Annotated in this window: 20 protein-coding genes; 9 read left to right on the top strand and 11 right to left on the bottom strand. The window is 37.0% G+C overall.

The window, feature by feature from the left end; genetic code table 11:
- Positions 1 to 62: 62 nt before the first annotated feature.
- On the bottom strand, positions 63 to 1043 hold the full coding sequence (locus tag GUB10_RS05885; RefSeq protein WP_193710499.1) for a PLP-dependent cysteine synthase family protein: 981 nt from the start codon (positions 1041 to 1043) through the stop codon (positions 63 to 65).
- A gap of 80 nt (positions 1044 to 1123) precedes the next feature.
- Positions 1124 to 2356, bottom strand: a complete 1233-nt coding sequence (locus GUB10_RS05880) for an FtsX-like permease family protein (protein WP_193710498.1) — start codon at positions 2354 to 2356, stop codon at positions 1124 to 1126.
- 9 nt (positions 2357 to 2365) lie between these two features.
- Between GUB10_RS05880 and GUB10_RS05875 the strand changes: the two genes are divergently transcribed.
- Both GUB10_RS05875 and GUB10_RS16125 read left to right on the top strand, forming a co-directional pair.
- Positions 2366 to 3595, top strand: a complete 1230-nt coding sequence (locus tag GUB10_RS05875; protein WP_193710497.1) for an exo-beta-N-acetylmuramidase NamZ domain-containing protein — start codon at positions 2366 to 2368, stop codon at positions 3593 to 3595.
- A gap of 163 nt (positions 3596 to 3758) precedes the next feature.
- Positions 3759 to 3962 carry a PLDc N-terminal domain-containing protein gene (locus GUB10_RS16125; RefSeq protein WP_370591076.1) on the top strand — a complete coding sequence of 68 codons (204 nt, stop codon included), beginning with the start codon at positions 3759 to 3761 and terminating at the stop codon, positions 3960 to 3962.
- Here the strand turns inward: GUB10_RS16125 and GUB10_RS05865 are convergent.
- Positions 3959 to 4453 (bottom strand): YkgJ family cysteine cluster protein, encoded by a 495-nt coding sequence (locus tag GUB10_RS05865; RefSeq protein WP_193710495.1) that lies wholly within the window; start codon positions 4451 to 4453, stop codon positions 3959 to 3961. The two genes, GUB10_RS16125 and GUB10_RS05865, sit on opposite strands and share 4 nt — an antisense overlap.
- 35 nt (positions 4454 to 4488) lie before the next feature.
- Between GUB10_RS05865 and GUB10_RS05860 the strand changes: the two genes are divergently transcribed.
- Together GUB10_RS05860 and GUB10_RS05855 are read left to right on the top strand one after the other, a co-directional pair.
- Entirely contained in the window at positions 4489 to 5223 is a 735-nt protein-coding gene (locus GUB10_RS05860; protein WP_193710494.1) for a bifunctional 2-polyprenyl-6-hydroxyphenol methylase/3-demethylubiquinol 3-O-methyltransferase UbiG, read from the top strand.
- Positions 5224 to 5252: 29 nt separating this feature from the next.
- Positions 5253 to 6032, top strand: a complete 780-nt coding sequence (locus tag GUB10_RS05855) for a hypothetical protein (RefSeq protein WP_193710493.1) — start codon at positions 5253 to 5255, stop codon at positions 6030 to 6032.
- Positions 6033 to 6163: 131 nt separating this feature from the next.
- On the opposite strand, the gene recQ is transcribed toward GUB10_RS05855, so the two are convergent.
- A complete protein-coding gene (gene recQ / locus GUB10_RS05850; protein WP_193710492.1) occupies positions 6164 to 8359 on the bottom strand; it encodes a DNA helicase RecQ in 2196 nt (731 codons plus the stop codon).
- Between the two features lie 84 nt (positions 8360 to 8443).
- On the opposite strand from recQ, the gene GUB10_RS05845 reads away from it, so the two are divergent.
- The 4 genes from GUB10_RS05845 to lptB are packed head-to-tail and all read left to right on the top strand — an operon-like array spanning position 8444 to position 11376.
- On the top strand, positions 8444 to 9409 hold the full coding sequence (locus tag GUB10_RS05845; protein ID WP_193710491.1) for an SIS domain-containing protein: 966 nt from the start codon (positions 8444 to 8446) through the stop codon (positions 9407 to 9409).
- Complete coding sequence (gene tatC / locus GUB10_RS05840; protein ID WP_193710490.1) at positions 9409 to 10236, top strand: twin-arginine translocase subunit TatC; 828 nt, start codon at positions 9409 to 9411, stop codon at positions 10234 to 10236. The genes GUB10_RS05845 and tatC overlap by 1 nt, the downstream gene beginning before the upstream one ends.
- 2 nt (positions 10237 to 10238) lie before the next feature.
- A complete protein-coding gene (locus tag GUB10_RS05835) occupies positions 10239 to 10592 on the top strand; it encodes a carboxymuconolactone decarboxylase family protein (RefSeq protein ID WP_193710489.1) in 354 nt (117 codons plus the stop codon).
- Between the two features lie 43 nt (positions 10593 to 10635).
- On the top strand, positions 10636 to 11376 hold the full coding sequence (gene lptB, locus GUB10_RS05830; RefSeq protein ID WP_193710488.1) for an LPS export ABC transporter ATP-binding protein: 741 nt from the start codon (positions 10636 to 10638) through the stop codon (positions 11374 to 11376).
- A gap of 419 nt (positions 11377 to 11795) precedes the next feature.
- Here lptB and GUB10_RS05825 read toward each other — a convergent pair whose 3' ends face one another.
- Positions 11796 to 12548: a phosphatidylcholine/phosphatidylserine synthase gene (locus GUB10_RS05825; protein ID WP_193710487.1), complete on the bottom strand. Its 753-nt coding sequence runs from the start codon at positions 12546 to 12548 to the stop codon at positions 11796 to 11798.
- Positions 12549 to 12707: 159 nt separating this feature from the next.
- Here GUB10_RS05825 and lnt point away from each other — a divergent pair, with 159 nt between their 5' ends.
- Positions 12708 to 14300 (top strand): apolipoprotein N-acyltransferase, encoded by a 1593-nt coding sequence (lnt, locus tag GUB10_RS05820; RefSeq protein ID WP_193710486.1) that lies wholly within the window; start codon positions 12708 to 12710, stop codon positions 14298 to 14300.
- Between the two features lie 304 nt (positions 14301 to 14604).
- Here the strand turns inward: lnt and GUB10_RS05815 are convergent, their stop codons facing one another.
- From GUB10_RS05815 to GUB10_RS05790, 6 genes are all read right to left on the bottom strand, one after another.
- Positions 14605 to 15999, bottom strand: coding sequence for an exopolysaccharide biosynthesis polyprenyl glycosylphosphotransferase (locus GUB10_RS05815; RefSeq protein WP_193710485.1), 1395 nt, complete (start codon positions 15997 to 15999; stop codon positions 14605 to 14607).
- A 149-nt stretch (positions 16000 to 16148) separates the two neighbouring features.
- Positions 16149 to 17159, bottom strand: a complete 1011-nt coding sequence (locus tag GUB10_RS05810; RefSeq protein WP_193710484.1) for a glycosyltransferase family 4 protein — start codon at positions 17157 to 17159, stop codon at positions 16149 to 16151.
- Positions 17156 to 18172 carry a glycosyltransferase family 4 protein gene (locus tag GUB10_RS05805; RefSeq protein ID WP_193710483.1) on the bottom strand — a complete coding sequence of 339 codons (1017 nt, stop codon included), beginning with the start codon at positions 18170 to 18172 and terminating at the stop codon, positions 17156 to 17158. The genes GUB10_RS05810 and GUB10_RS05805 overlap by 4 nt, the downstream gene beginning before the upstream one ends.
- Positions 18126 to 19490, bottom strand: coding sequence for an O-antigen ligase (locus GUB10_RS05800; RefSeq protein ID WP_193710482.1), 1365 nt, complete (start codon positions 19488 to 19490; stop codon positions 18126 to 18128). Before GUB10_RS05800 ends, GUB10_RS05805 begins: the two co-directional genes overlap by 47 nt.
- On the bottom strand, positions 19474 to 20580 hold the full coding sequence (locus GUB10_RS16120) for a glycosyltransferase (RefSeq protein WP_193710481.1): 1107 nt from the start codon (positions 20578 to 20580) through the stop codon (positions 19474 to 19476). Before GUB10_RS16120 ends, GUB10_RS05800 begins: the two co-directional genes overlap by 17 nt.
- 116 nt (positions 20581 to 20696) lie before the next feature.
- A complete protein-coding gene (locus GUB10_RS05790) occupies positions 20697 to 21092 on the bottom strand; it encodes a four helix bundle protein (protein WP_193710480.1) in 396 nt (131 codons plus the stop codon).
- Between the last annotated feature and the right edge of the window lie 43 nt (positions 21093 to 21135).

Genomic DNA, 21135 nt, shown 5'->3' with positions numbered 1-21135 from the left:
AATATTCTTCCTAATCAAGCCTTCTGATAAATAGTTATTTAAAATCAGTTAGCTCCAATAGGTTAATCTAAAAAGCCTTGTTTTCTCATCCAATCGTCGTTAAAAATTTTACCTACATAGCGGCTACCATGGTCATGAAACAAAACTACCACCACATCGTCTTTGGTGAAATGTTCTTTTAACTGAAGTAAACCTTTTGCTGCCGCTCCTGCCGAGTTTCCTAAAAAGAAACCTTCATCTTCGGCAAGCTTTCTGGTATAAATAGCAGCATCTTTATCGGTTACTTTGGTAAAACCGTCAATTACACTAAAATCTACATTTTTGGGCAAAATATCCTCCCCAATCCCTTCAGTTACGTAGGGATAGATTTCATTTTCATCAAACTCACCGGTTTCGTGGTATTTCTTAAAAACCGAACCGTAGGTATCAATACCCCATACTTTAATATTGGGATTTTTTTCTTTTAAATATTTACCAACCCCCGAGATAGTTCCTCCGGTACCAACTCCTACCACAAAATGCGTCACTTTCCCATCGGTTTGTTCCCAAATTTCGGGGCCGGTACTTTCGTAATGCGCTTTGGTATTTGCCAGGTTGTCGTATTGATTCACATACCACGAATTTGGTATTTCTTCGGCCATTCTTTTTGAAGTCGAATAATAAGACCTGGGATCGTCTGGTGCTACTTCGGTAGGGCAAACTACTACCTGGCAGCCTACCGCTTTTAAAATATCAATTTTCTCTTTGCTCTGTTTATCAGAAAGCACGCAAATCATTTTATAACCTTTCACTATGGCAGCAAGTGCGAGCCCCATTCCGGTATTCCCCGAGGTACCTTCAATAATAGTTCCTCCTGGTTTCAATTTCCCGGTAGCTTCAGCTTCTTCTACCATTTTTACAGCCATACGATCTTTCACCGAATTCCCCGGATTAAAAGTTTCGTATTTAGCCAAAACAAGGGCATCAATCTCTTTAGTAATCTTATTCATCTTCACCATAGGGGTATTCCCAATGGTTCCCAATATATTATCTACATAGTCCATGTCTCTATTTTTGAATTTGCAAAGGTAAAAAATTGAATCTACTTCAACAGAAATAGCAAAATCTCTTGATTTTTTAAACTTTATTCAAATTTTATGGCTCTGGACGGAGAAATTTTTGAAATTATTACTGAAGGAATAATCAGCATTAGCATACACAAAACCAGCGTACCTAAATTTACGGCAAAAATATAGTCCCAGTTTAGATATACTGGAACCTCAGTAACATAATAGGTTGCCGGGTTTAATGGAATTAGTTTAAAATATTTCTGAATTAACAACAGCCCCAGCCCTATTAAATTCCCCCAAAAAAGTCCCTTTACAATAAGATAACCCGCATTGTAAAGAAAAATTTTTCTAATACTCCAGTCGTTTCCACCCAGTGCTTTTAAAATACCAATCATTTGGGTACGTTCCAAAATTAAAACCAATAAAGCCGTAATCATATTTATTCCCGCCACCAAAATCATAATTCCTATAATTAGCGCAATATTAAAATCGAAAAGTGCGAGCCATTCAAAGATGGAATAATAATTTTGGGTAATGGTTTGGGTGTCTAAAAACGAGCCTGTGTTTTCATAAACCTCCTGGCCTTTTATATCAATTTCATTAAAATCATCCAGGAAAATCTCAAAATTCCCTACCTGATTAGCTTCCCAACGATTAAGGCGTTGTATATGGCGAATATCTGCCAATACATACAGCTTATCAAACTCCATAAAACCCGAATCATAAATTCCGGTAATCACAAAGCCACGGGTTAAAGGGCGTTCACTTCCATCCCTTAAAAAGTAGGTGGGTACTTTATCGCCTACACTTAGTTGAAGTCTATTAGCCAGATAAGAAGAGATAATAACCTCATCATTTAATTTATCTTCAACATTGGGCAGCTCTCCTTCAACCAAAAAGTCTTTAAAATAGCTCCAGTTATAATCGGTTCCTACCCCTTTTACCACCACCCCTTCAAAGTCGGTTTCAGTTCTAATAATCCCAAACTTGGTAGCTACCGCCTGTACATGGGCAATGCCGTCTATGGAATTGAATTCAGGGTAAAATTCCTGGTTTTTATCTACCGGTGTAAGGGTAACCTGCGAACTATTATTATCGTAATTAGAGATATTGATATGCCCGTTGAACGCGGCAATTTTATCCCTTATTTTTTCCTGCAAACCAAGGCCTGTGGCAAAAGAAACCAACATCATCACCACTCCAATAGCAATTGCTGCAATTGCTATTTTTATAATAGGTGCAGAAATACTACTTTTATGATCTTTACCGCCAATTAGGCGTTTAACAACAAAAAATTCAAAATTCAATCTATCACAATGCTTAAAAGGTTATTCAAAAGTACGTTTTTATTCGCTTTTATAGGTATTCTTTCCTGCGGAAACCAAAATAAGAAAGAGCAAAACTCAAAAGATATTGCAATTACTAATAAAGAAGTTGAAGATAAGGAAATAATACTGGCAGCCAACCGTACCCAAGCCTATCTTCCACTCCTGGAAGGAAAAAAAGTAGGGTTTGTAGGAAACCAAACTTCTATTATGAAGAATAAAGAAGGAGGATTTACGCACGTGGTAGATTCGTTACTTGCCCTGGAGGTTAACCTGGTAAAAGGTTTTGCTCCCGAGCACGGTTTTCGCGGCACTGCTGATGCGGGAGAAGCAGTAGAAGACGGTAAAGATGCACAAACCGGTCTTCCGGTAATTTCACTTTATGGCGATAACAAAAAGCCAAACGCCGAACAATTAAAAGATCTTGATGTTTTAATTTTTGACCTGCAAGATGTAGGCACAAGATTTTACACCTATATTTCGTCTTTACATTATGTAATGGAAGCCTGTGCTGAAAATGATGTGGAGCTTATTGTTTTTGATCGCCCTAACCCAAACGGCCATTATATAGATGGACCAATACTGGAAACCGAATTCAAAAGTTTTGTGGGGATGCACCCTATTCCTACAGTTCATGGATTAACTATGGGGGAATACGCAAAAATGATAAATGGCGAAAAATGGTTAAAAGAAGGTATTCAATGTAAGCTAAAGGTAATAGAAATGGAAAATTACGACCACTCCAAAGCTTACGATCTTCCGGTAAAACCTTCTCCAAATTTACCCAATGCCCAGGCAATAAACCTATACCCGAGTTTATGTTTCTTTGAAGGCACAAATGTAAACGCCGGTCGTGGAACCGATAAGCAGTTCCAGGTATTTGGCTCCCCTTATTTAGCTGAAGATTATTTTGATTTCACCTACACGCCAACATCTAAAGCCGGGGCAAAAAACCCAAAACACTTAGAAAAAAAATGTTATGGAAGAGATCTTAGCGAAATACAACCTATAGATAATATAAATTTAGAATGGCTCATTGAAGCTTATCAAAATACCGAAAATAAAGACACATTCTTTAACGCCTTTTTTACCAAACTGGCCGGAACTAAACAATTGCAGACTCAAATAGAAAAAGGATTATCTGCAGGGAAAATAAGGGAATCCTGGCAAGAAGGATTAGCAAAATTTTCAGAAAAACGAGAAAAATATTTACTATATTAAGGTAAGTTACCTCGTGGTAAATCAACGAGGCATTAAATAGAAAGATTTATTATTTCGAGGTAAGCCTCGGAGTCCCGATAATTATCGGGATAAATCTTGATTATCGGGTAAATATTTCATTGTGATCAATTTAGATACTTCTGGCTTTTGGGCTTCGGCTTTTATGCTAGCCGTCCTAATGATGGCAGTCTTAGCTATTGTAAGTTTATTAAGGAAAAACTTAAAAGGAAGGCATCAACTAATTTGGCTACTAATAATTATCTTCTTGCCATTGTTTGGACCAATCTTGTATTTTTTAATGATAAAAAGGTACCGAAAAGTAAACCTAGTAAAGAGAAGAGTAGGTTATTTCAAGCAAAAACATTAGACTTTTAGCCTTCTCTTCATCTCTTCAACAATATTAAAAGCAGCAGGACATATTGCGGTATTTTTTAAGGTAAGATTAGATATTTTATGAAAATCTTTTCGATCTGTATGAGGGAATTCCCGGCAGGCTTTTGGTCGCACCTCATAGATTAAACAATAATTATCTGCTGCTAAAAATGTACAGGGCACCTGCTGTAACACATAATCTTTATCTTCATCTATACGCAAATATTGTTCAATAAATTGCTGAGGCTTTAGTTTTAAATGCTTGCTAATGCGTTCTATATCTTTATTGGTAAAAAGAGGGCCGGTAGTTTTACAACAATTAGCACAATCCAGGCAATTGGTTCGGGAAAATTCCTCTTCGTGCATTTTCTGCATTTGCCTATCCAGGTTTTTAGGCGGCTTTTTTCTAAGCTTTGCAAAAAACTTTTTATTTTCCTTATGCTTATCTTTGGCCTTTTCAGGGAGATTTTTCAGGATTTCTTCCATAGAGCAAAGATATAAAACCAGGCAATACCGAATTCATGAATCAGGAAACTTCAATAAAAGATATTTTTGGAAAAGCTATCTCGGCTTTTTATCACAAAAAAGATACGACCGACATTACGGTACATTCACCAGATTTTGATGATGATGTGATTCCGGTTCCTTATTTGTTCAGGGAGTATGCCGAAATGCCTCCTTTAGAGCAAAAAGCCTTACAACTTTGTACCGGCAATGTTTTAGATGTAGGTTGTGGAGCAGGAAGCCATTCGATTTATCTTCAGCAAGAAAAAAAATTAAAAGTTACGGCTATCGACACTTCTGCAGGTGCGGTTGAAGTTTGCCGTCTTCGCGGAATTAAAGATGCACGAAATATTGATTTTTTTGAATTAAAAGATGAAAAATTCGATACCATATTATTACTTATGAATGGTAGCGGAATTATTGGAAAGTTAAAAAACTTAGATAGATTCTTTAAAAAAGCAAAGCAACTACTTCATACCGGTGGTAAAATACTGCTGGACTCTTCAGATCTCAGTTATTTATTTGACCGCGATGAAGATGGTGGAATTTGGGTAGATTCCGAAGCGGCTTATTATGGTGAGTTACAATTTAAAGTTTCCTATAAAGGAGAAAGCTCAAATTACTTTGACTGGCTTTATATAGATTTCCAGACGCTTAACTTTGCCGCAGAAACTAATAATTTTAGTTGCAAGCTTATAAAAAAAGGAAAGCACTTCGATTATTTAGCTGAATTACAGCCTTTAAATCAATAAATTTCTATTTTTACAAAAAATGCTTTTTAATGTTTAAATATAAATACACACTTCTATTAATTTTTATTTCTCTGTTAAGTGTTTCATGCTCTTCAGACAATGCCGAAGATGATGTAACACCGGGAATAGATAAAACCGCAAACTTACAAGGTCTTGGTGATTCTGCTTCGCAGCTTTTAAGCGACGCTGAATTTACTTCTATGAATATAGAAATTGTATATGTAAACGGATTTGCCCCCAGCCAGGCCGCCCTTGCCAATTTTAAAAAATTCCTGGAAGAACGTACTTTTAAACCCGATGGAATTAAAATTAACCTGAGAGCAGTTTCATCTTCCGGAAAAGCACCGTTCACTATAGAGGAAATTGTAGATATTGAAGAAGAAACCCGCACTGCCTATAATTCAGGAGATGAAATTGCCGTGTATATCTATATAGCTGATGGAAAAAGTGAAAAAGATGAAGAAAACAAACTAACACTTGGCTCGGCATTTAGAAATACATCCATGGTTTTATATGGTGCCACTATAGACGATTTTGCTTCCAGGCCAAATGCCCCTGTTAAAAGCGATATTGAATCTGCAGTATTAAATCACGAATTTGGCCATTTATTTGGGCTGGTTGATATTGGTACAGAGCCACAATCTGACCATAAAGACGATGATAACGAAGGACATTGCAATGTAGAAGATTGCCTGATGCGTGCTTCTATTGAATTTGGAAGCGGTATTCTAGATGAGATTGAAGGCGGCCGAATTCCTGAATTAGGCCCCGAATGTATTAGAGATCTTCAAGCCGCCGGTGGTAGATAATTTTACCTTCCCTTCAAGCTGAACTTGTTTCAAGCTTTTAAAATGTTTAAAACTACAAGTTTCTTAGACACTGAAACAAGTTCAGGGTGAAGATTCTAAAAATAAATAGAACGCTTCTGCTCCTTCAACCTCTAGTTTGCCACTTCACTAATAAATTTAATTCGGTATAAACGAAGTTCTTCATCGTCATAATCGCCATCAAACTCCTCAATAGCTTCATCAATTTTATCGGTTTCAGCTTCTAAAAAGTATTCATGGATTTCTTCCTGCTGGTCTTCATCTAAAATATCATCTATCCAATAGTTAATATTCAATTTGGTGCCACTATAAACAATAGCTTCCATTTCCTTAATAAACTCGGGCATCTCCATTCCTTTAGCCGAAGCAATATCATCTAAAGGCAGCTTTCTATCTACATTTTGAATAATATAAAGTTTTAAAGCCGAATTTGCCCCGGTAGATTTGACTACCAAATCATCTGGCCTAATAATTTCATTTTCTTCAACATAACGCTGAATTAAAGCCACGAATTCTTTTCCAAACTTTTTCGCCTTATTCTCACCTACCCCATAAATATTGATTAGTTCTTCTATAGAGATAGGATATTTAATGGCCATATCTTCCAGGGAAGGGTCCTGAAACACAACAAACGGAGGAACCTCATTTTTTACGGCAACTTTTTTTCGTAAATCCTTAAGCATTTTTACCAGCGTTTTATCTACGCCTCCACCGGCTTGATTTGCTGCCGGAACGGCTTCGGTAGTACTGTCAAAAATATGATCATCTGTCATCATAAAAGACCCCGGATTATCTAAAAACTCTTGCCCCCTGGGTGTAAGTTTTATCACACCATAAGTTTCAATATCTTTCTTTAGATATCCCGCGACCAAAACCTGTCTAATTAAGGCCATCCAATATTTTCCGTCCCTATTCTTTCCTTTTCCAAATAAAGGATGTGAATCGGTTTTATGTGATAAAATCACAGCATTAGATTTTCCAATTAGTGTTTTTACCACTTCTTTAGATTTATATAGCTGTTTGGTTTCTTTCACAGTTTTTAGAAGAAGCTCCACTTCTTCCCCGGCTTCATGTTGTTTCTTGGGGTTTCTAACATTGTCATCCATGGAAGCCCCTTCACCGTTCTCTGAGTCAAATTCTTCTCCAAAATAATGTAGAATAAACTTTCTTCGGGAGATTGAAGTTTCGGCATAAGCTACTACTTCCTGTAAGAGGGCGTGACCAATTTCCTGTTCGGCCACAGGTTTGCCACTCATAAACTTCTCAAGCTTTTCTATGTCTTTATAAGAATAAAAAGCAAGGCAATGCCCCTCTCCGCCATCTCTACCGGCACGACCGGTTTCCTGGTAATAACTTTCTATACTTTTGGGAATATCATGATGAATAACAAAACGAACATCAGGTTTATCTATCCCCATACCAAATGCAATAGTAGCCACAACTACATCAATATCTTCCATAAGAAACTGATCCTGGTGCTTACTTCGTTTTTTTGCATCCAGCCCGGCATGATATGGCACAGCATTTATTCCATTTACCTGTAAGGTTTGAGCAAGCTCTTCTACCTTCTTCCTGCTTAAGCAATAGATAATTCCCGATTTTCCGCTATTCTGTTTAATAAACCGAATTATATCTGCATCTACGTTTTTTGTTTTGGGTCTTACCTCGTAGTATAAATTTGGACGGTTAAAGCTGGCTTTAAATGTTCTGGCATCAGGAATCCCCAGGTTCTTTAGAATATCCTCCTGGACTTTTGGTGTTGCGGTAGCCGTTAGCGCTATAATAGGAATGTTATCCCCAATACGTTTAATAATACTTCGCAAATTACGATATTCAGGTCTAAAATCGTGCCCCCATTCACTAATACAATGAGCCTCATCTATGGCCAAAAAAGATATCTTTTGTTGCTTTAAAAACTCAACATGGTCTTCCTTGGTAAGCGATTCAGGAGCTACATAGAGCAACTTACAAACACCGTTTTCGATATCGGCTTTCACCTGCTTCACTTCAGTTTTATTGAGGGACGAATTAAGTACATGGGCTACGCCATGTGCTTCAGAAACACTACGAATAGCATCTACCTGGTTTTTCATTAAAGCAATAAGGGGCGAGACCACAATGGCTGTTCCTTCTTCAATCAACGCAGGGAGTTGGTAACATAGGGATTTTCCCCCTCCGGTGGGCATTACCACAAAAGTATTATTTCCTTTTACAATACTGGTAATCACCTCTTCCTGAAGCCCTTTGAACTGACTAAATCCAAAGTACTTCTTTAGCTGTTGGTATAAATCAATTTCCGTCAAACTCATTCAATTGTCTTACAATTTTACATACATTTGCATAACTAAAGATACATATTTCTTTAAACTCACAATCCTTAATTTTATCAAAATTTGAAACTGAAGGAAAAAATTCTTACCGCAGCTAAAGAAACCATTTCCATAGAGGCCAAAGCAATTGCAAACCTGGAAAATGTTATTGATCATGAGTTTGCATCAGCCGTAGAACAAATATACAAATCTAAAGGCAGGGTAATCCTTACGGGGATAGGAAAAAGTGCTATTATTGCTACCAAAATAGTAGCTACCTTAAATTCTACCGGAACGCCGGCTATTTTTATGCATGCAGCCGATGCTATTCATGGAGATCTTGGTACCATTCAAAAAGACGATGTGGTAATTTGTATTTCTAAAAGTGGAAATAGTCCAGAAATAAAAGTACTGGTACCTTATATTAAAGATTTCCAAAACCTGCTTATAGGAATTACGGCAGATAAGAATTCTTTTCTGGGTAAAGAATCTGATTTTGTGTTAAACTCTTTTGTTGAAAAAGAGGCCTGCCCAAACAATCTTGCCCCTACAACCAGCACTACTGCACAAATGGTTATTGGCGATGCCCTGGCTATTTGCCTTTTAAAGCTGAAAGGCTTTTCCCGAAAAGACTTTGCTAAATACCATCCCGGTGGCTCCCTTGGGAAGAAACTGTATTTAAGGGTAAGCGATATTACGGCTCAAAACCTGAAACCCCAGGTAACTCCCGAGACTTCGGTTACCGATGCGATTATTGAAATATCTGAAAAAATGTTAGGGGTAACCGCAGTGGTTGAAAACAATAAAATTATAGGAATAATAACCGATGGTGATATTAGGCGAATGCTTAAAAACAACACCAACTTTAAAGACCTTAAGGCCATCGACATTATGAGCCCAAAACCAAAAACCATAGAACAGGATTCCCTGGCGGTAGACGCTTTAGAATTGTTGGAGGCAAATAAAATCTCCCAATTACTGGCCGTAGAAAATAATACTTACGCAGGTGTTGTACATATCCATAATTTAATTAGAGAAGGAATTTTATAATGAAGCAAATTGGCACCCCTGAACCAGAGATGTCCTTTTTGGACCATTTAGAAGATTTAAGATGGCACTTAATAAGAGCGGTTATCTCTATAGTAATTGCCGGCTCTATAGCCTTTCTTTTAAAAGGATTTATCTTTGACGTATTACTTTTTGGCCCAAGTAGAGGCGATTTCTTTTCTTACGACATGCTATGTAGAATTTCTACATCACTTGGCCTGGATGCCGGGTTTTGTTTTGATGAAATGCCTTTTAGAATTCAAAGTAGAACCATGGGCGGGCAATTCTCTGCCCACGTATGGACCTCTATAACGGCCGGGTTTATTATTGCGTTTCCTTATGTTATTTACCAATTTTGGAAGTTTGTGGCTCCCGCCATGCACGATAACGAGCGAAAACACGCCAAAGGATTTATTTTTATAAGCTCCCTACTATTTTTTATTGGAGTTGTTTTTGGCTATTATGTAGTAACTCCTCTATCTATAAATTTCCTCGGAAAATACCAGGTTAGTGAAGCCGTTTTTAACGATTTCGATTTAAGTAGTTATATAGGCCTGGTTAGAGCTTCAGTGCTTGCCAGCGGACTTATTTTTGAATTGCCCATCGTGATTTATTTCCTAACCAGGGTTGGGGTAGTAACACCGCAATTCTTAAAAAAATACCGAAAGTATGCTTTGGTAATTGTACTGATTCTATCAGCTATAATAACCCCTCCCGATATAGTGAGCCAGATAATTGTCGCTATTCCGGTACTGATTCTTTATGAAGTAAGTATTCTTATTTCAAAAGTAATCTATAAACAAGAACAAAGAAGAATTAACAAAAGATAGCTATGAGCAATAAAGTTGACGAATTCAATGCTTACCGTCAGCAGATGAACGATAAAATTCTTGGCGAAAACAATAAGGTGCTTAAAAGAATTTTCAATTTAGACACTAATGCCTTCACCGAGGGCGCTGTAGATAAAAAAACAAAGGAACTGCTTGGCCTGGTAGCCTCGTTGGTTTTAAGATGTGACGATTGTGTAAAATACCACCTGGAGTCCAGTTATAAAGAAGGCTTAAGCCGTGACCAGGTAATGGAAACCTTAAGCATTGGTACTCTAATCGGTGGTACTATTGTTATTCCACACCTGCGAAGAGCCCATGAATATTGGGACGCCTTAGAAGATGCTAACCAGAAATAGGCTGGCATAAAAAATGTACCTTAGCTGTAAATCACTTTTTTAAATGAAACTACGTGCCGAAAATTTAGTTAAAGCCTACAAAGGAAAGGAAGTTGTAAAGGGTATCTCTTTGGAAGTTAACCAGGGGGAGATCGTTGGTTTGCTTGGGCCCAATGGTGCCGGAAAAACCACTTCTTTTTATATGATCGTTGGGCTTATTAAACCAAATTCGGGCAATATTGTTTTAGACAAAGTGAATATCACCAAATATCCAATGTATAAAAGGGCACAACATGGTATTGGTTATCTTGCCCAGGAAGCTTCGGTTTTTAGGAAACTAAGTATTGAAGACAACATAATGAGCGTGCTCGAACTCACCGATCTCTCTAAAGAAGAACGCCATGAAAAAATGGAAACCCTTATTGAAGAATTTGGATTAAACCATATTCGTAAAAATCGAGGTGACCTTTTAAGTGGTGGGGAAAGAAGACGTACTGAAATTGCACGCGCACTTGCAACCGACCCAAATTTTATTCTTCTGGATGAACCTTTTGCGGGAGTAGACCCCGTGGCAGTAGAAGATATTCAAAGAATTGTAGCCCAATTAAAAAACAAAAATATAGGGATTCTTATTACCGACCATAACGTACAGGAAACCCTTGCTATTACAGATCGTACTTACCTAATGTTTGAAGGAAGTATCCTAAAACACGGGCAACCCGAAGAACTTGCCGAAGACGAAATGGTTCGAAAAGTTTACCTGGGCCAAAACTTCGAACTTAGAAAGAAAAAAATATTTAAGTAATTAATAAGTTACAGATAATTGCTGCTCCTTAAAAGCTTTACTTTCCAGACAAGAGCTTAAAAGACGTCATGCTAAACTTATTTCAGACTCTATCCCGAATTTTGTTTTGGAGTCAAATACAAAAGTGGCTGTCTGAAAACTTCCTAAAATCCTCATCCTGAATTTATTTCAGAGCCTGCCCCGATTCTTTATCGGGGAGGTAAAATATTGGTAATCAAAACATCTTAAAAGCTGAAACAAGTTCAGTTTGACGAAACCAGACATTTCAGACAGCCTCGACGATCTAATGCGGTTTTATCTAAACAGTAAACTAACTTGGGGCAAGCCCAAGAGACATTCGTTGGAAACAAATTTTTAATTTCGAGGCAAGCCTTTGGGTATTACATCCTTTGGCGGTACCAATAAATCAATTACCCCACCTAGTCTTTCTTCGGAAATACTATTGATAAAAGTACATAGCTTAATATAATTAAGGGTACAGCTACAAATTGAAAAACCAGGATAAGCACCAGGCATAAAAGCAAGAAAAAGTAACGTAGTTTATTATCGGCAAGACCCCAATTGGAAAATTTAAGCGCAAATAACTTTATTTCGGCATTTAAAAGGTAACAACTTAAAAAAGTTAGCCCTATTAAAAACCATTCATTTAAAATCAAATCGGTGATAAAACTATCTGGCTGATAGGTTAAAATAAGCGGAAAACTTAAAATTAAAAGCGCATTGGCTGGGGTGGGCACCCCTATAAAAGAATCGGTTTGGCGATCGTCCACATTAAACTTTGCCAACCTATATGCCGAAGCTAAACTTATTAACAAGCCTATTAACGCAAGCGTATTAAAATTCCATTCCCACCAGCCCTGGTTTGTATCCCAACCGGTATTTTCTGCGAGAGGAACTCCCGGAAGCGCATTATTTAATAATTGATACATCACTATTCCCGGAACAACCCCACTGGTTACCACATCGGCCAGCGAATCTAATTGCAATCCAAGCTCGCCGGCCACGTTTAAACTTCTTGCCGCCAGGCCATCAAAAAAATCGAAGAAAATCCCGGCTGCTACAAATATGGCAGCCATAATGAGGCTTCCCTGCACAGCAAAAATAACAGCAATAGTTCCGCAGAGTAAATTCAAAAGCGTTATAAAATTCGGAATATGTCTTTTTATAGTCATAGGTTGGTTTTCTAAGATACTAAACTAAGCAATTGCCACCTGTTTTTACAAGTTTTTTCAATTTCTGAAATAACAATTACAAAAGCTTTAACTTCAAAGAAATGCCAGAAGCCTCTTTAAAAGAGAATAGTTTGCTATTTTTGAGCAGAATTTCCTTTTATGAAAAATCTTATTTACGCAGTATCAAGCGGACTTTTATTAGCACTTGCCTGGCCCACTTACGGTTTTCCTTTACTTTTATTTTTTGCTTTTGTTCCTCTGCTTTATGCAGAATTTAAAGTTCGAAATTCCGGTGAAAAATATATAAAGTGGAAAGTTTTTGGCCTTGCGTACCTAAGCTTTTTCTTGTGGAACCTCATCACAACCTATTGGATCTACTTCTCTACACCTTTTGGTGGAGCTTTTGCTATTTTGGTGAATTCCCTTCTAATGGCACTGGTCTTTATGTTGTATCATATTGTAGCTAAACGAACCGGATTTAGTGCTGCTGCAGCCTTTTTGGTAAGTATATGGATGGTTTTTGAAAAAATACACCTTGCCTGGGAATTTTCCTGGCCCTGGCTAAATCTAGGAAACGCCTTTTCAGAATTTCAAAACTGGGTACAATGGTATGAATATACCGGGACTTTTGGCGGTACACTTTGGGTATGGCTAGGCAACATTGCCGTCTTTAAAGCCGTATTGCTTTATAACGAGTTTAAAGATAAAAACTTAATCTATAGGGGCATTTTCAAATTAGGCCTTATTGTTATAATTCCTATTGGCATTTCTTACCTTTTATTAAGCCAAATAGAGCAAAAAGGAGATACCATGGAAGTGGTAATCTTACAGCCCAATATTAACCCTTACACCGAAAAATACAATACTACCGATACCCGAATTGGAGAATTATTATTAAAACTAAGCGAAGAAAAAGTTAGCGAAAACACACAATTGGTTGTGGCCCCGGAAACTGTTTTTGCCGATGGCACGGTATTATCAAATTTTGAAAAATCTGAAGCGGCATTTTTTGCAAGACAACTTATTAACAGCCACCCACAGGTTAATTTCCTTAGTGGAATCTCTTTCTACGAACGGTTCAATGATCCGGCAAAAGTTAGGGAACAAAGCAATCAAATAGGCCCCAACGACTGGTACGACGATTATAATTCGGCTTTTTTAATGAATGCCCAAAATAAACCTGAACTATACCATAAATCGAAGCTTGTTGTAGGTGTAGAAAATTTCCCGTATCAGGAAGTTTTAAAACCTATTCTTGGGGACGTAATGATTGATCTTGGCGGCACAGTAGCCATGAAAACCACGCAGGAAGAACGAGAAGCCTTTGCTCTAAACAATGAGAATTATGCAGGTCCTATTATTTGTTATGAATCAGTTTATGGTGAATTTGTTACGGGTTATATTGAAAATGGTTCAAATTTCCTTAGTATCATCACCAATGATGCCTGGTGGGGAAATACACAGGGCCACCGCCAACATCTAAGCTATGCAAAATTAAGGGCTATTGAAACCAGGCGTGATGTAGTACGTAGCGCCAATACAGGTATTTCAGCCTTTATCAATCAAAAAGGAGAGATCACTAAAAGCCTGGGCTATGAAAAACAGGGAAGCATAAAGTCTACTATCCATTTGAATACCGATAAAACTTTTTATGTAAAACATGGAGATTATTTAGCACGGGTTGCTCAATTTCTGGCTTTATTTATTTTCTTATTTGCAGTTGTAAAATATAAACGAAATAGACCAGGTTAAAGCAGCAAACAACAATAGATTACTACCTTCCTATATCAATAACGAATTTTATAATTAATTGACACAAGAATAGTTTTCAACAAAAACCCGCTCCGCCTTAGCCACCTACCCTAAAAAAACGGGAGAAGATTGTAGTGAGAGTTCACTTCTTAATTTACTTTGAACACTGCCGTTTTTAAACTTTTATAAAGAGGGCTCGAAATATCTTCTCAAATTAACTGTGGTCCGTTAATAAACTGAAAACCGGGAACTAAAAAACTGCTTACTGCCACTGAAAACTGAATTCTGAATACTGAATACTGGATCACTGCCCTCTAAAGAAAATTACGGTGCTAAAAGTTTTTAAGAGAATATTTAAATCTAAAAAAATGCTTCGGTGTTTTATATAATAAAGATCGTATTGCAATTTTACCAGGCTATCGGCCTGGCCATTACCATATTCGCCTTTTACCTGGGCCCAACCCGTTAGACCGGGTTTTACAACGTGGCGGGTTTCATAAAAAGGAATCGCCCTGGATAATTCTGCAACAAAAACAGGTCTTTCAGGCCTTGGGCCTATCAGGCTCATCTCTCCCTTTAAAACATTATAAAACTGAGGAATTTCATCTATTCGCGATCTTCTTAAGAATTTTCCGAAGCGCGTGGTTCGTAAATCATTTTTTTCGGCATATTGTGGCCCATTCACTTCAGCATCTTTAACCATAGTCCTTAACTTTAAAATCCTAAAAACATCGCCATATTTACCTATTCTTTCCTGTCGGTAAAAAAGTGAACCACGGTTACCTAATAGATTTGCCAATAAGATAAAAGGAAGAATGAATGCGAAAAACAGTAAGCCCATAACGGCAATAACCACATCAAATATTCTAAAAAAAACCTGATAAAACGTATTTTTATTACTTCTACTAAAAGGAAAATATCTGTAAAAGTCTTTGTCTACGTGTTGCACCGGGATCCTTTGGGTTACTTCTTCATAAACCTGGGTATAATCCTTAATAGGAAAACCCTTTTTTAATAAATAACTTAATTGATTATACAGCGACAACATTAAGCCCCTTTTATATCCACTGGCTACCACAATTTCATTGATATGGTATTTTTTAATAGCCGCCTTGATATCTTCAACTTCAAACCTAATTAACTTTTCTTCCTTAATTTCTAATGGAATTTGATCTTCGGTTTTAATATAACCTACCACTAAATAGTTTGGATCGGTCTTTTGAAGATCGGAGCTAATTCGATTAATATCAAAAGAATTGCCAACTACCAATACTCGTTTATAAAAACGTGGAGATGAAATTAAAGTGATATAAATTAAGCGCCACAATAACAATGGCAACAAAATGGCAAGAAAGAAAAAAAGAATCTGTAACCTGTTGTCTGGAAGGCTTGGTGTTAAAATAGGTGTAAGCATATAGAAGCCCACAGTGGTTGCAGAACAAAGTATAGAATTTTGCAAAACACTGTCAAACTTAGAAGCCTTTTGCAGATCGTAGAGTTCAAATATACTTGCAAAAAAGTTAAAATAAAGCAGCAATACAAGGGTCCAATACCAGTTCTCAGAATTTATTCTAAAGTAATCGAATTCAAAGATAACTCCTATTAAACCAAGGCTGGTTAAAATACACACAGAGTCTAACAAGCGTAGTAATACCTTACGCTCAGAGATTTCAAAATGTAAAAGTGGCCTTTGAGACATGGTTTACCTACTTAGGGATTAAAGATATATTTTTTTTGATTTCTACCTCTTATTATCAAATAAAATGGAAAAAATCATCGCTGCGGGAGTTTCCAATATTTCCTATTTTTTTACTGTTATTACAAACCACCTTCTTATTTCCTCCATATTTATTTTAAAACCTCATTCCAATCTTTTTTTACTATTTGCCAGTTGAATTTTTCGGCCTTCTGTCTTGCATTTTGACTTAAGTTTTCGGCTAAAACCGAATTTCCTAAGAGGCTTCTAACGGCATTTACCATAGACAGTTTATTTTTTGGCGGCACGAGCAATCCGTTTTGTTTATCCTGAATTAAATAAGGGATTCCTCCTACTTCAGTAGAAATAATAGGAAACCCCAAAGCCATGGCTTCCAGGACACTCACAGGGGTATTATCTACATTCGTGGTGTTTAGAAAAATATCATAATCTTTAGAAAGCTCAATCCATTCAGGTTTTGATAATTTCCCGGTAAACTTTACTGGTAGGTTATTCTCTTCTGCATAAGTTAGGCATTCTTTATAAGATTCATCTTTTTTTGGCCCCACCATACAAAGCTGTGCGTTAGGATAGTTTTTTAAAACTTCTTCTAAAACTTTTATGGCCAATATCGGATTGTAAATTTTTGAAAAAGCCCGAACCCATAGTAATTTGGGAGCTACAGTTTTTCTTATTTTATAGGGGTAATCTTCAAGACAAATGAAATTAGGTATGTACTTAATATTTCTAAAACCCGCTTCCTTAAATTTTTGAAAAAGATAATAAGAAGGAGCAATATTTAGTTTTGCACCTTCGAATAAAGAAACCGATAATCCCGGGCTTTTTTTTATTCTTTTTGGCAGCTCGCCCCCATGTAACAACAAAATATAATCCAAAGCGAGTTTTTTGCAAAGTTCTGCGGTAAGCACCGCATACCAAAAATTTCTGGTACTATAAGTGTCTATAAGCACCACATCTAACCAGGGTTTATTGCTGATAACAGAAGTCATCATCTCTGCCAATCTCAACAACTTATTTTCTCTTGAGGAAGATGTTTTCACCTGAAAACCTTCATTTTTAAAGAGTGGAGCTAATCTATCTATTGTAGTTGGGCTACCTCCCCTGGGCTGTAACTCATTACCAATATAAAGCAAGTTTTTCATGAGTTTAGGATCTCATTCCAATCGGTTTTCACCTTTTTCCAGGCAAAAGCTTCTACTTTATCCCTGGCATTTTTAGACAGGAGTTGTGCCTTTTCACTATCCTCAACAAGTTTACTTATTTCGGAAGCCATGGTTTTTGCATCCTTAACCGGCACCAATATCCCATTTTTATTATGATCAATAAGCATGGGCATACCACCAATATTGGTAGAAACCACTGCCAATCCAAGACTCATAGCCTCAATAACGCTAATAGGGGTATTATCTATATTGGTGGTATTTATAAAAAAGTTATAATTTTTTGAAAGCTTTGCCCAATCTTTTTTCTTTAGCTTCCCCGTAAACCGCACATTAAGTTGGTGTTTCTCTGCAAATTTTTTACAGGCTTTCATAGTTCCATCCTTATCTGGCCCTACCATACAAAGTGCTGCCTTTGGATAATCTTTTTTAAGTAATAACAAAACTTCCAAAGCCATAATAGGATTATATCGCTTCTGAAAACGCCTAACCCACAACAACTTAGGCGCAAATTCCTCTCGCTTTTTAAACGGATAATTCTCCATTTGAATTGCATTTGGAATAATTTGGGTATTAATAAAGCCTTCAGCTTTAAAAATATCGTACAAAAATTTAGATGGTGCTATATTAACCTTTGCCCTTCCAAACAGGCTTTGGCTAAATTTTTTAGAAGCACGTAAACGATCGGGAAGGTTCCCACCGTGTAAAATGGGAATATAATCTACATGATAAGCCTGACAGGTTTTGGCAACCAAATAGGCATAGTAAAAGTTCATAGCACCATAGGTATCAATAAGCACCACATCGGTTGTTTTATGATAGCGCACAATCAGCCCCAACATTTCAATAAGCCGCAGTCCTTTATTGCTTCGGGTAGAAGCAGTTTTTACCTTATAACCTTCCTTACGCAACATTTTGCTGAAAAAAGAAATATAAGTAGCTGTAAAGCTATTGATTTGTAAGTCGTTTCCTATGTACAGGATGCTTTTTGTCATCTACTATATATAATAAGGCCAATCCATACACAAATGCCGGTAAGGCAATTCGCATAGCCGAATGATTAATGGTTAAAAACCAAAAGGCTAAGAACGCCAAAAAATAATAATTGTTCTTAAATTTTGTCCAGAAAATTATAGGAACCAGGATAAGAATAAGAATAGCAACCAGCCCCAACAAGCCGTGTTCAGATAGCATTCTACTAAGTTCATTGTGAGTGGCAATAGATATGCCCTGGTTCTCCAGTCTATATTCATATCCCTTTCCAACTCCTATTCCGGTAACCGGATGATTAATAAAGGCCTGTAATTCGGTTTCTATCAATTCGGCCCTACCGGTGGTTATATCTTTCTTTAATTCTCCGGCAGCATCCCTATTGGTATAACGATTTCCCAATAGCCCTCCGGTTTGGACTAATGAAAACAACCATAATAGTAAAATTGTACCTCCAAGAAGAAAGATCTTAAAATTTAAACGATTCCTCTCACGAGCAGCTCTTTTATAATATAGGAAAATAAGGAATGCAGCTATACAGATAACAGCAGTAAACACCCCTCCACGAGAAAATGTTATCAAAGCCCGATACCCCATCATCCCTAATAAAACCAGATCTATTAAGTTTATAATTTTATGCCTAACCACAAATAAACGCATAGCCAACAAAACAGCCCCAAAACCAAAAACCGTAGAAATCTGATTAGGGCCATACCCACCGGTAGCAGCATAATTTGCCTGAAGATTAATTCCTACATCCATCATACTAGGTGTATAAAGATATAAGTAAAACATATGCGCAATTAATGGCATTAACAGAAAAGAAATAACCGACTTAAAATCCCTTTCTTGAATTTTTTTATAGTAACAATAAATTGCGCTGACACCTAAAGCAACAGGGCCACTTAAATTAAATGCAACTAATTTTCTAACTTCAGAATCATAGCTCATCGTTATAGATGCCACCACTATTCCCGGAATGAGTATAAAAAGATAGGTCCAATAAGGTGCGGTACGGGAAGAGGTGCCTTTAAAGAACATCCCTATTAGTAAGTAAACAATTACCATATATTTTCCCGTTTCGTAAAAAAACATGGCATCAGTTTGTCTAAAGAACACTTCTCCTCCGGCAATATACGCCGCTCCCATGAGTGCTTCGTTATTCTTGTTTTCATTTACAATGGTTAAAAACAAGAAATAAACAATAACCCCTAACAGAATAAATGAAGATGAAGGTCGAAAAAAATATACGGCCAAAGCCATTCCCAAATGAATCAGGAGCAGTTCTACATAATTAAATTGATATCTACTTGTGCCGGCCATTATCTTTTATCAAGTTATTATAAAATTTTAAAAATAATGGAAGAACCTCTTCTTTTGAATATAATTTTTTAATCCTTTTTTGTAGGCATCTCGCATCCTGCTCTCCAAATTCATTATTCGAATAATATCTTTCAATAGCTGCAGCCAGGGCATCTGCGTTTTTTGCAGGAACTCCCAAAGCATTTTCTGCCATAACCTCCTTACATTGGCCAACATTGGTATAAACTACCGGCAACCCGGCAAAAGCATATTCTAAAAGTGCTAGCGGCAAACCTTCAGAACTGGAGCTCAACACTCCTAAATGAGCCTGATGAAGTAACCCTGCCACTTCTGTAATGCTTCCGTAATAATAAATTGGCTTCGTAAAGTTCAGGATTTCTTTCCTAAGCATTTTTGAATAAGCAGTACCCGGATCGGCTCCAATAAGATGCAAACTAACCCCTTTTTTGCTAATTTTCTCAAAAGCCGCAAGCAGATTTAGATGATCTTTCTGTGGACGGAGATTAGCGACACAGACAATTTTAAAATCAGTGGAACTGCCTTTTAAAGAACTATCGGTATTTGATCTGTCTGAAACGCAAATAAAATTGTTCAGCTGCACTACTGTTTGCGACTTTAATTTTACTTGCGCCCAATTTTTAAGGGCCTCGTTAACCGAAATTATTCCATCAAAATATCGGGAAAGAGGTTTTAAAATTCTAATATTCCTTTGCTCCAGATGCTCCGACTCCCCGTAGTGATCATGCCAAACCAGCTTTATTTTTAATCCAGATAATTTTAAAAGCACTCCCCAAAACCAGGAAGTCCCGTGGGCATGAACAAGTTCTATTTGTTCTTTTTTTACAAAGCTTTTTAATTTCAAAAATGCTCGTAGATCGAGACTGTGTTTTTTGTTCAAAAACAAATATCCAACTCCATTTTTCAGCTCCCTTTTTAACATTCCTTCCTGCCTGGTACAACATATATAGGAAGCCTCTACTTCCAGCTTCAGGGAATTAGCCAGGTTAACTGCCATACGCTCTGCTCCACCGGGGTTTAAGGTATCGGTTAGTTGTAATATTCTTAGTTTCTTCTGTTGGCCTTTAATCACCTGTACTTTTTAAATATGTTCACCGTTTAATGTTCAAATTGTTCTTCGTTTAACGTTTAATGTTCAACGTGATGTCAAACTGTAATCGTTGAAATTTGCCCCCTGAACCTTCATCTTTATTCTTTTCTAAATTTTGAGCCTTTGAAATCTGATCGGTTTAGGAATGAAATAAAAGCTGTGAGCTTTGCGATTTCCTTTTCGCATTTTTCGGATAAATTTTTAAACCTTTCTTCTGAAATCAGATTCTTATCTCTGGCTCGATAAAGCTGAGATTTTAATTCGGTACAGGATCCTCTAGAATATCCAAGGAAGTTACGGAATTCCATATTTCCTCCCCTACCAAATCCTTCGGCAATATTATCCATAATAGACCCTGAGCTACTATCCATTTGATCTCTCAATTTATATCTTTTACCCAGCGACGTATTTAAAAAAAGATATTCAACTTCCCTACATATCTCCTGTCCCAACTGCCAAACCTCCAGATCTTCGAAATGTTCAACCTTTGCCATCTAATAAATATTTATATTCAACAATAATGTATAGCAAAGTAAG

The organism is Salegentibacter sp. BLCTC, from assembly GCF_015143665.1.
In the GTDB taxonomy this organism is placed as follows: Bacteria; Bacteroidota; Bacteroidia; order Flavobacteriales; family Flavobacteriaceae; genus Salegentibacter; species Salegentibacter maritimus.
This window is presented reverse-complemented; position numbering and strand designations above follow the sequence as displayed.

Bases quoted from the DNA above. Each gene is read 5' to 3' on its own strand.
- GUB10_RS05885 (WP_193710499.1), bottom strand. From the start codon at position 1,043: ATGGACTATGTAGATAATATATTGGGAACCATTGGGAATACCCCTATG.
- GUB10_RS05875 (WP_193710497.1), top strand. From the start codon at position 2,366: ATGCTTAAAAGGTTATTCAAAAGTACGTTTTTATTCGCTTTTATAGGT.
- GUB10_RS16125 (WP_370591076.1), top strand. From the start codon at position 3,759: ATGCTAGCCGTCCTAATGATGGCAGTCTTAGCTATTGTAAGTTTATTA.
- GUB10_RS05865 (WP_193710495.1), bottom strand. From the start codon at position 4,453: ATGGAAGAAATCCTGAAAAATCTCCCTGAAAAGGCCAAAGATAAGCAT.
- GUB10_RS05860 (WP_193710494.1), top strand. From the start codon at position 4,489: ATGAATCAGGAAACTTCAATAAAAGATATTTTTGGAAAAGCTATCTCG.
- GUB10_RS05855 (WP_193710493.1), top strand. From the start codon at position 5,253: ATGTTTAAATATAAATACACACTTCTATTAATTTTTATTTCTCTGTTA.
- recQ (WP_193710492.1), bottom strand. From the start codon at position 8,359: ATGAGTTTGACGGAAATTGATTTATACCAACAGCTAAAGAAGTACTTT.
- tatC (WP_193710490.1), top strand. From the start codon at position 9,409: ATGAAGCAAATTGGCACCCCTGAACCAGAGATGTCCTTTTTGGACCAT.
- GUB10_RS05835 (WP_193710489.1), top strand. From the start codon at position 10,239: ATGAGCAATAAAGTTGACGAATTCAATGCTTACCGTCAGCAGATGAAC.
- lptB (WP_193710488.1), top strand. From the start codon at position 10,636: ATGAAACTACGTGCCGAAAATTTAGTTAAAGCCTACAAAGGAAAGGAA.
- GUB10_RS05825 (WP_193710487.1), bottom strand. From the start codon at position 12,548: ATGACTATAAAAAGACATATTCCGAATTTTATAACGCTTTTGAATTTA.
- lnt (WP_193710486.1), top strand. From the start codon at position 12,708: ATGAAAAATCTTATTTACGCAGTATCAAGCGGACTTTTATTAGCACTT.
- GUB10_RS05815 (WP_193710485.1), bottom strand. From the start codon at position 15,999: ATGTCTCAAAGGCCACTTTTACATTTTGAAATCTCTGAGCGTAAGGTA.
- GUB10_RS05810 (WP_193710484.1), bottom strand. From the start codon at position 17,159: ATGAAAAACTTGCTTTATATTGGTAATGAGTTACAGCCCAGGGGAGGT.
- GUB10_RS05805 (WP_193710483.1), bottom strand. From the start codon at position 18,172: ATGACAAAAAGCATCCTGTACATAGGAAACGACTTACAAATCAATAGC.
- GUB10_RS05800 (WP_193710482.1), bottom strand. From the start codon at position 19,490: ATGGCCGGCACAAGTAGATATCAATTTAATTATGTAGAACTGCTCCTG.
- GUB10_RS05790 (WP_193710480.1), bottom strand. From the start codon at position 21,092: ATGGCAAAGGTTGAACATTTCGAAGATCTGGAGGTTTGGCAGTTGGGA.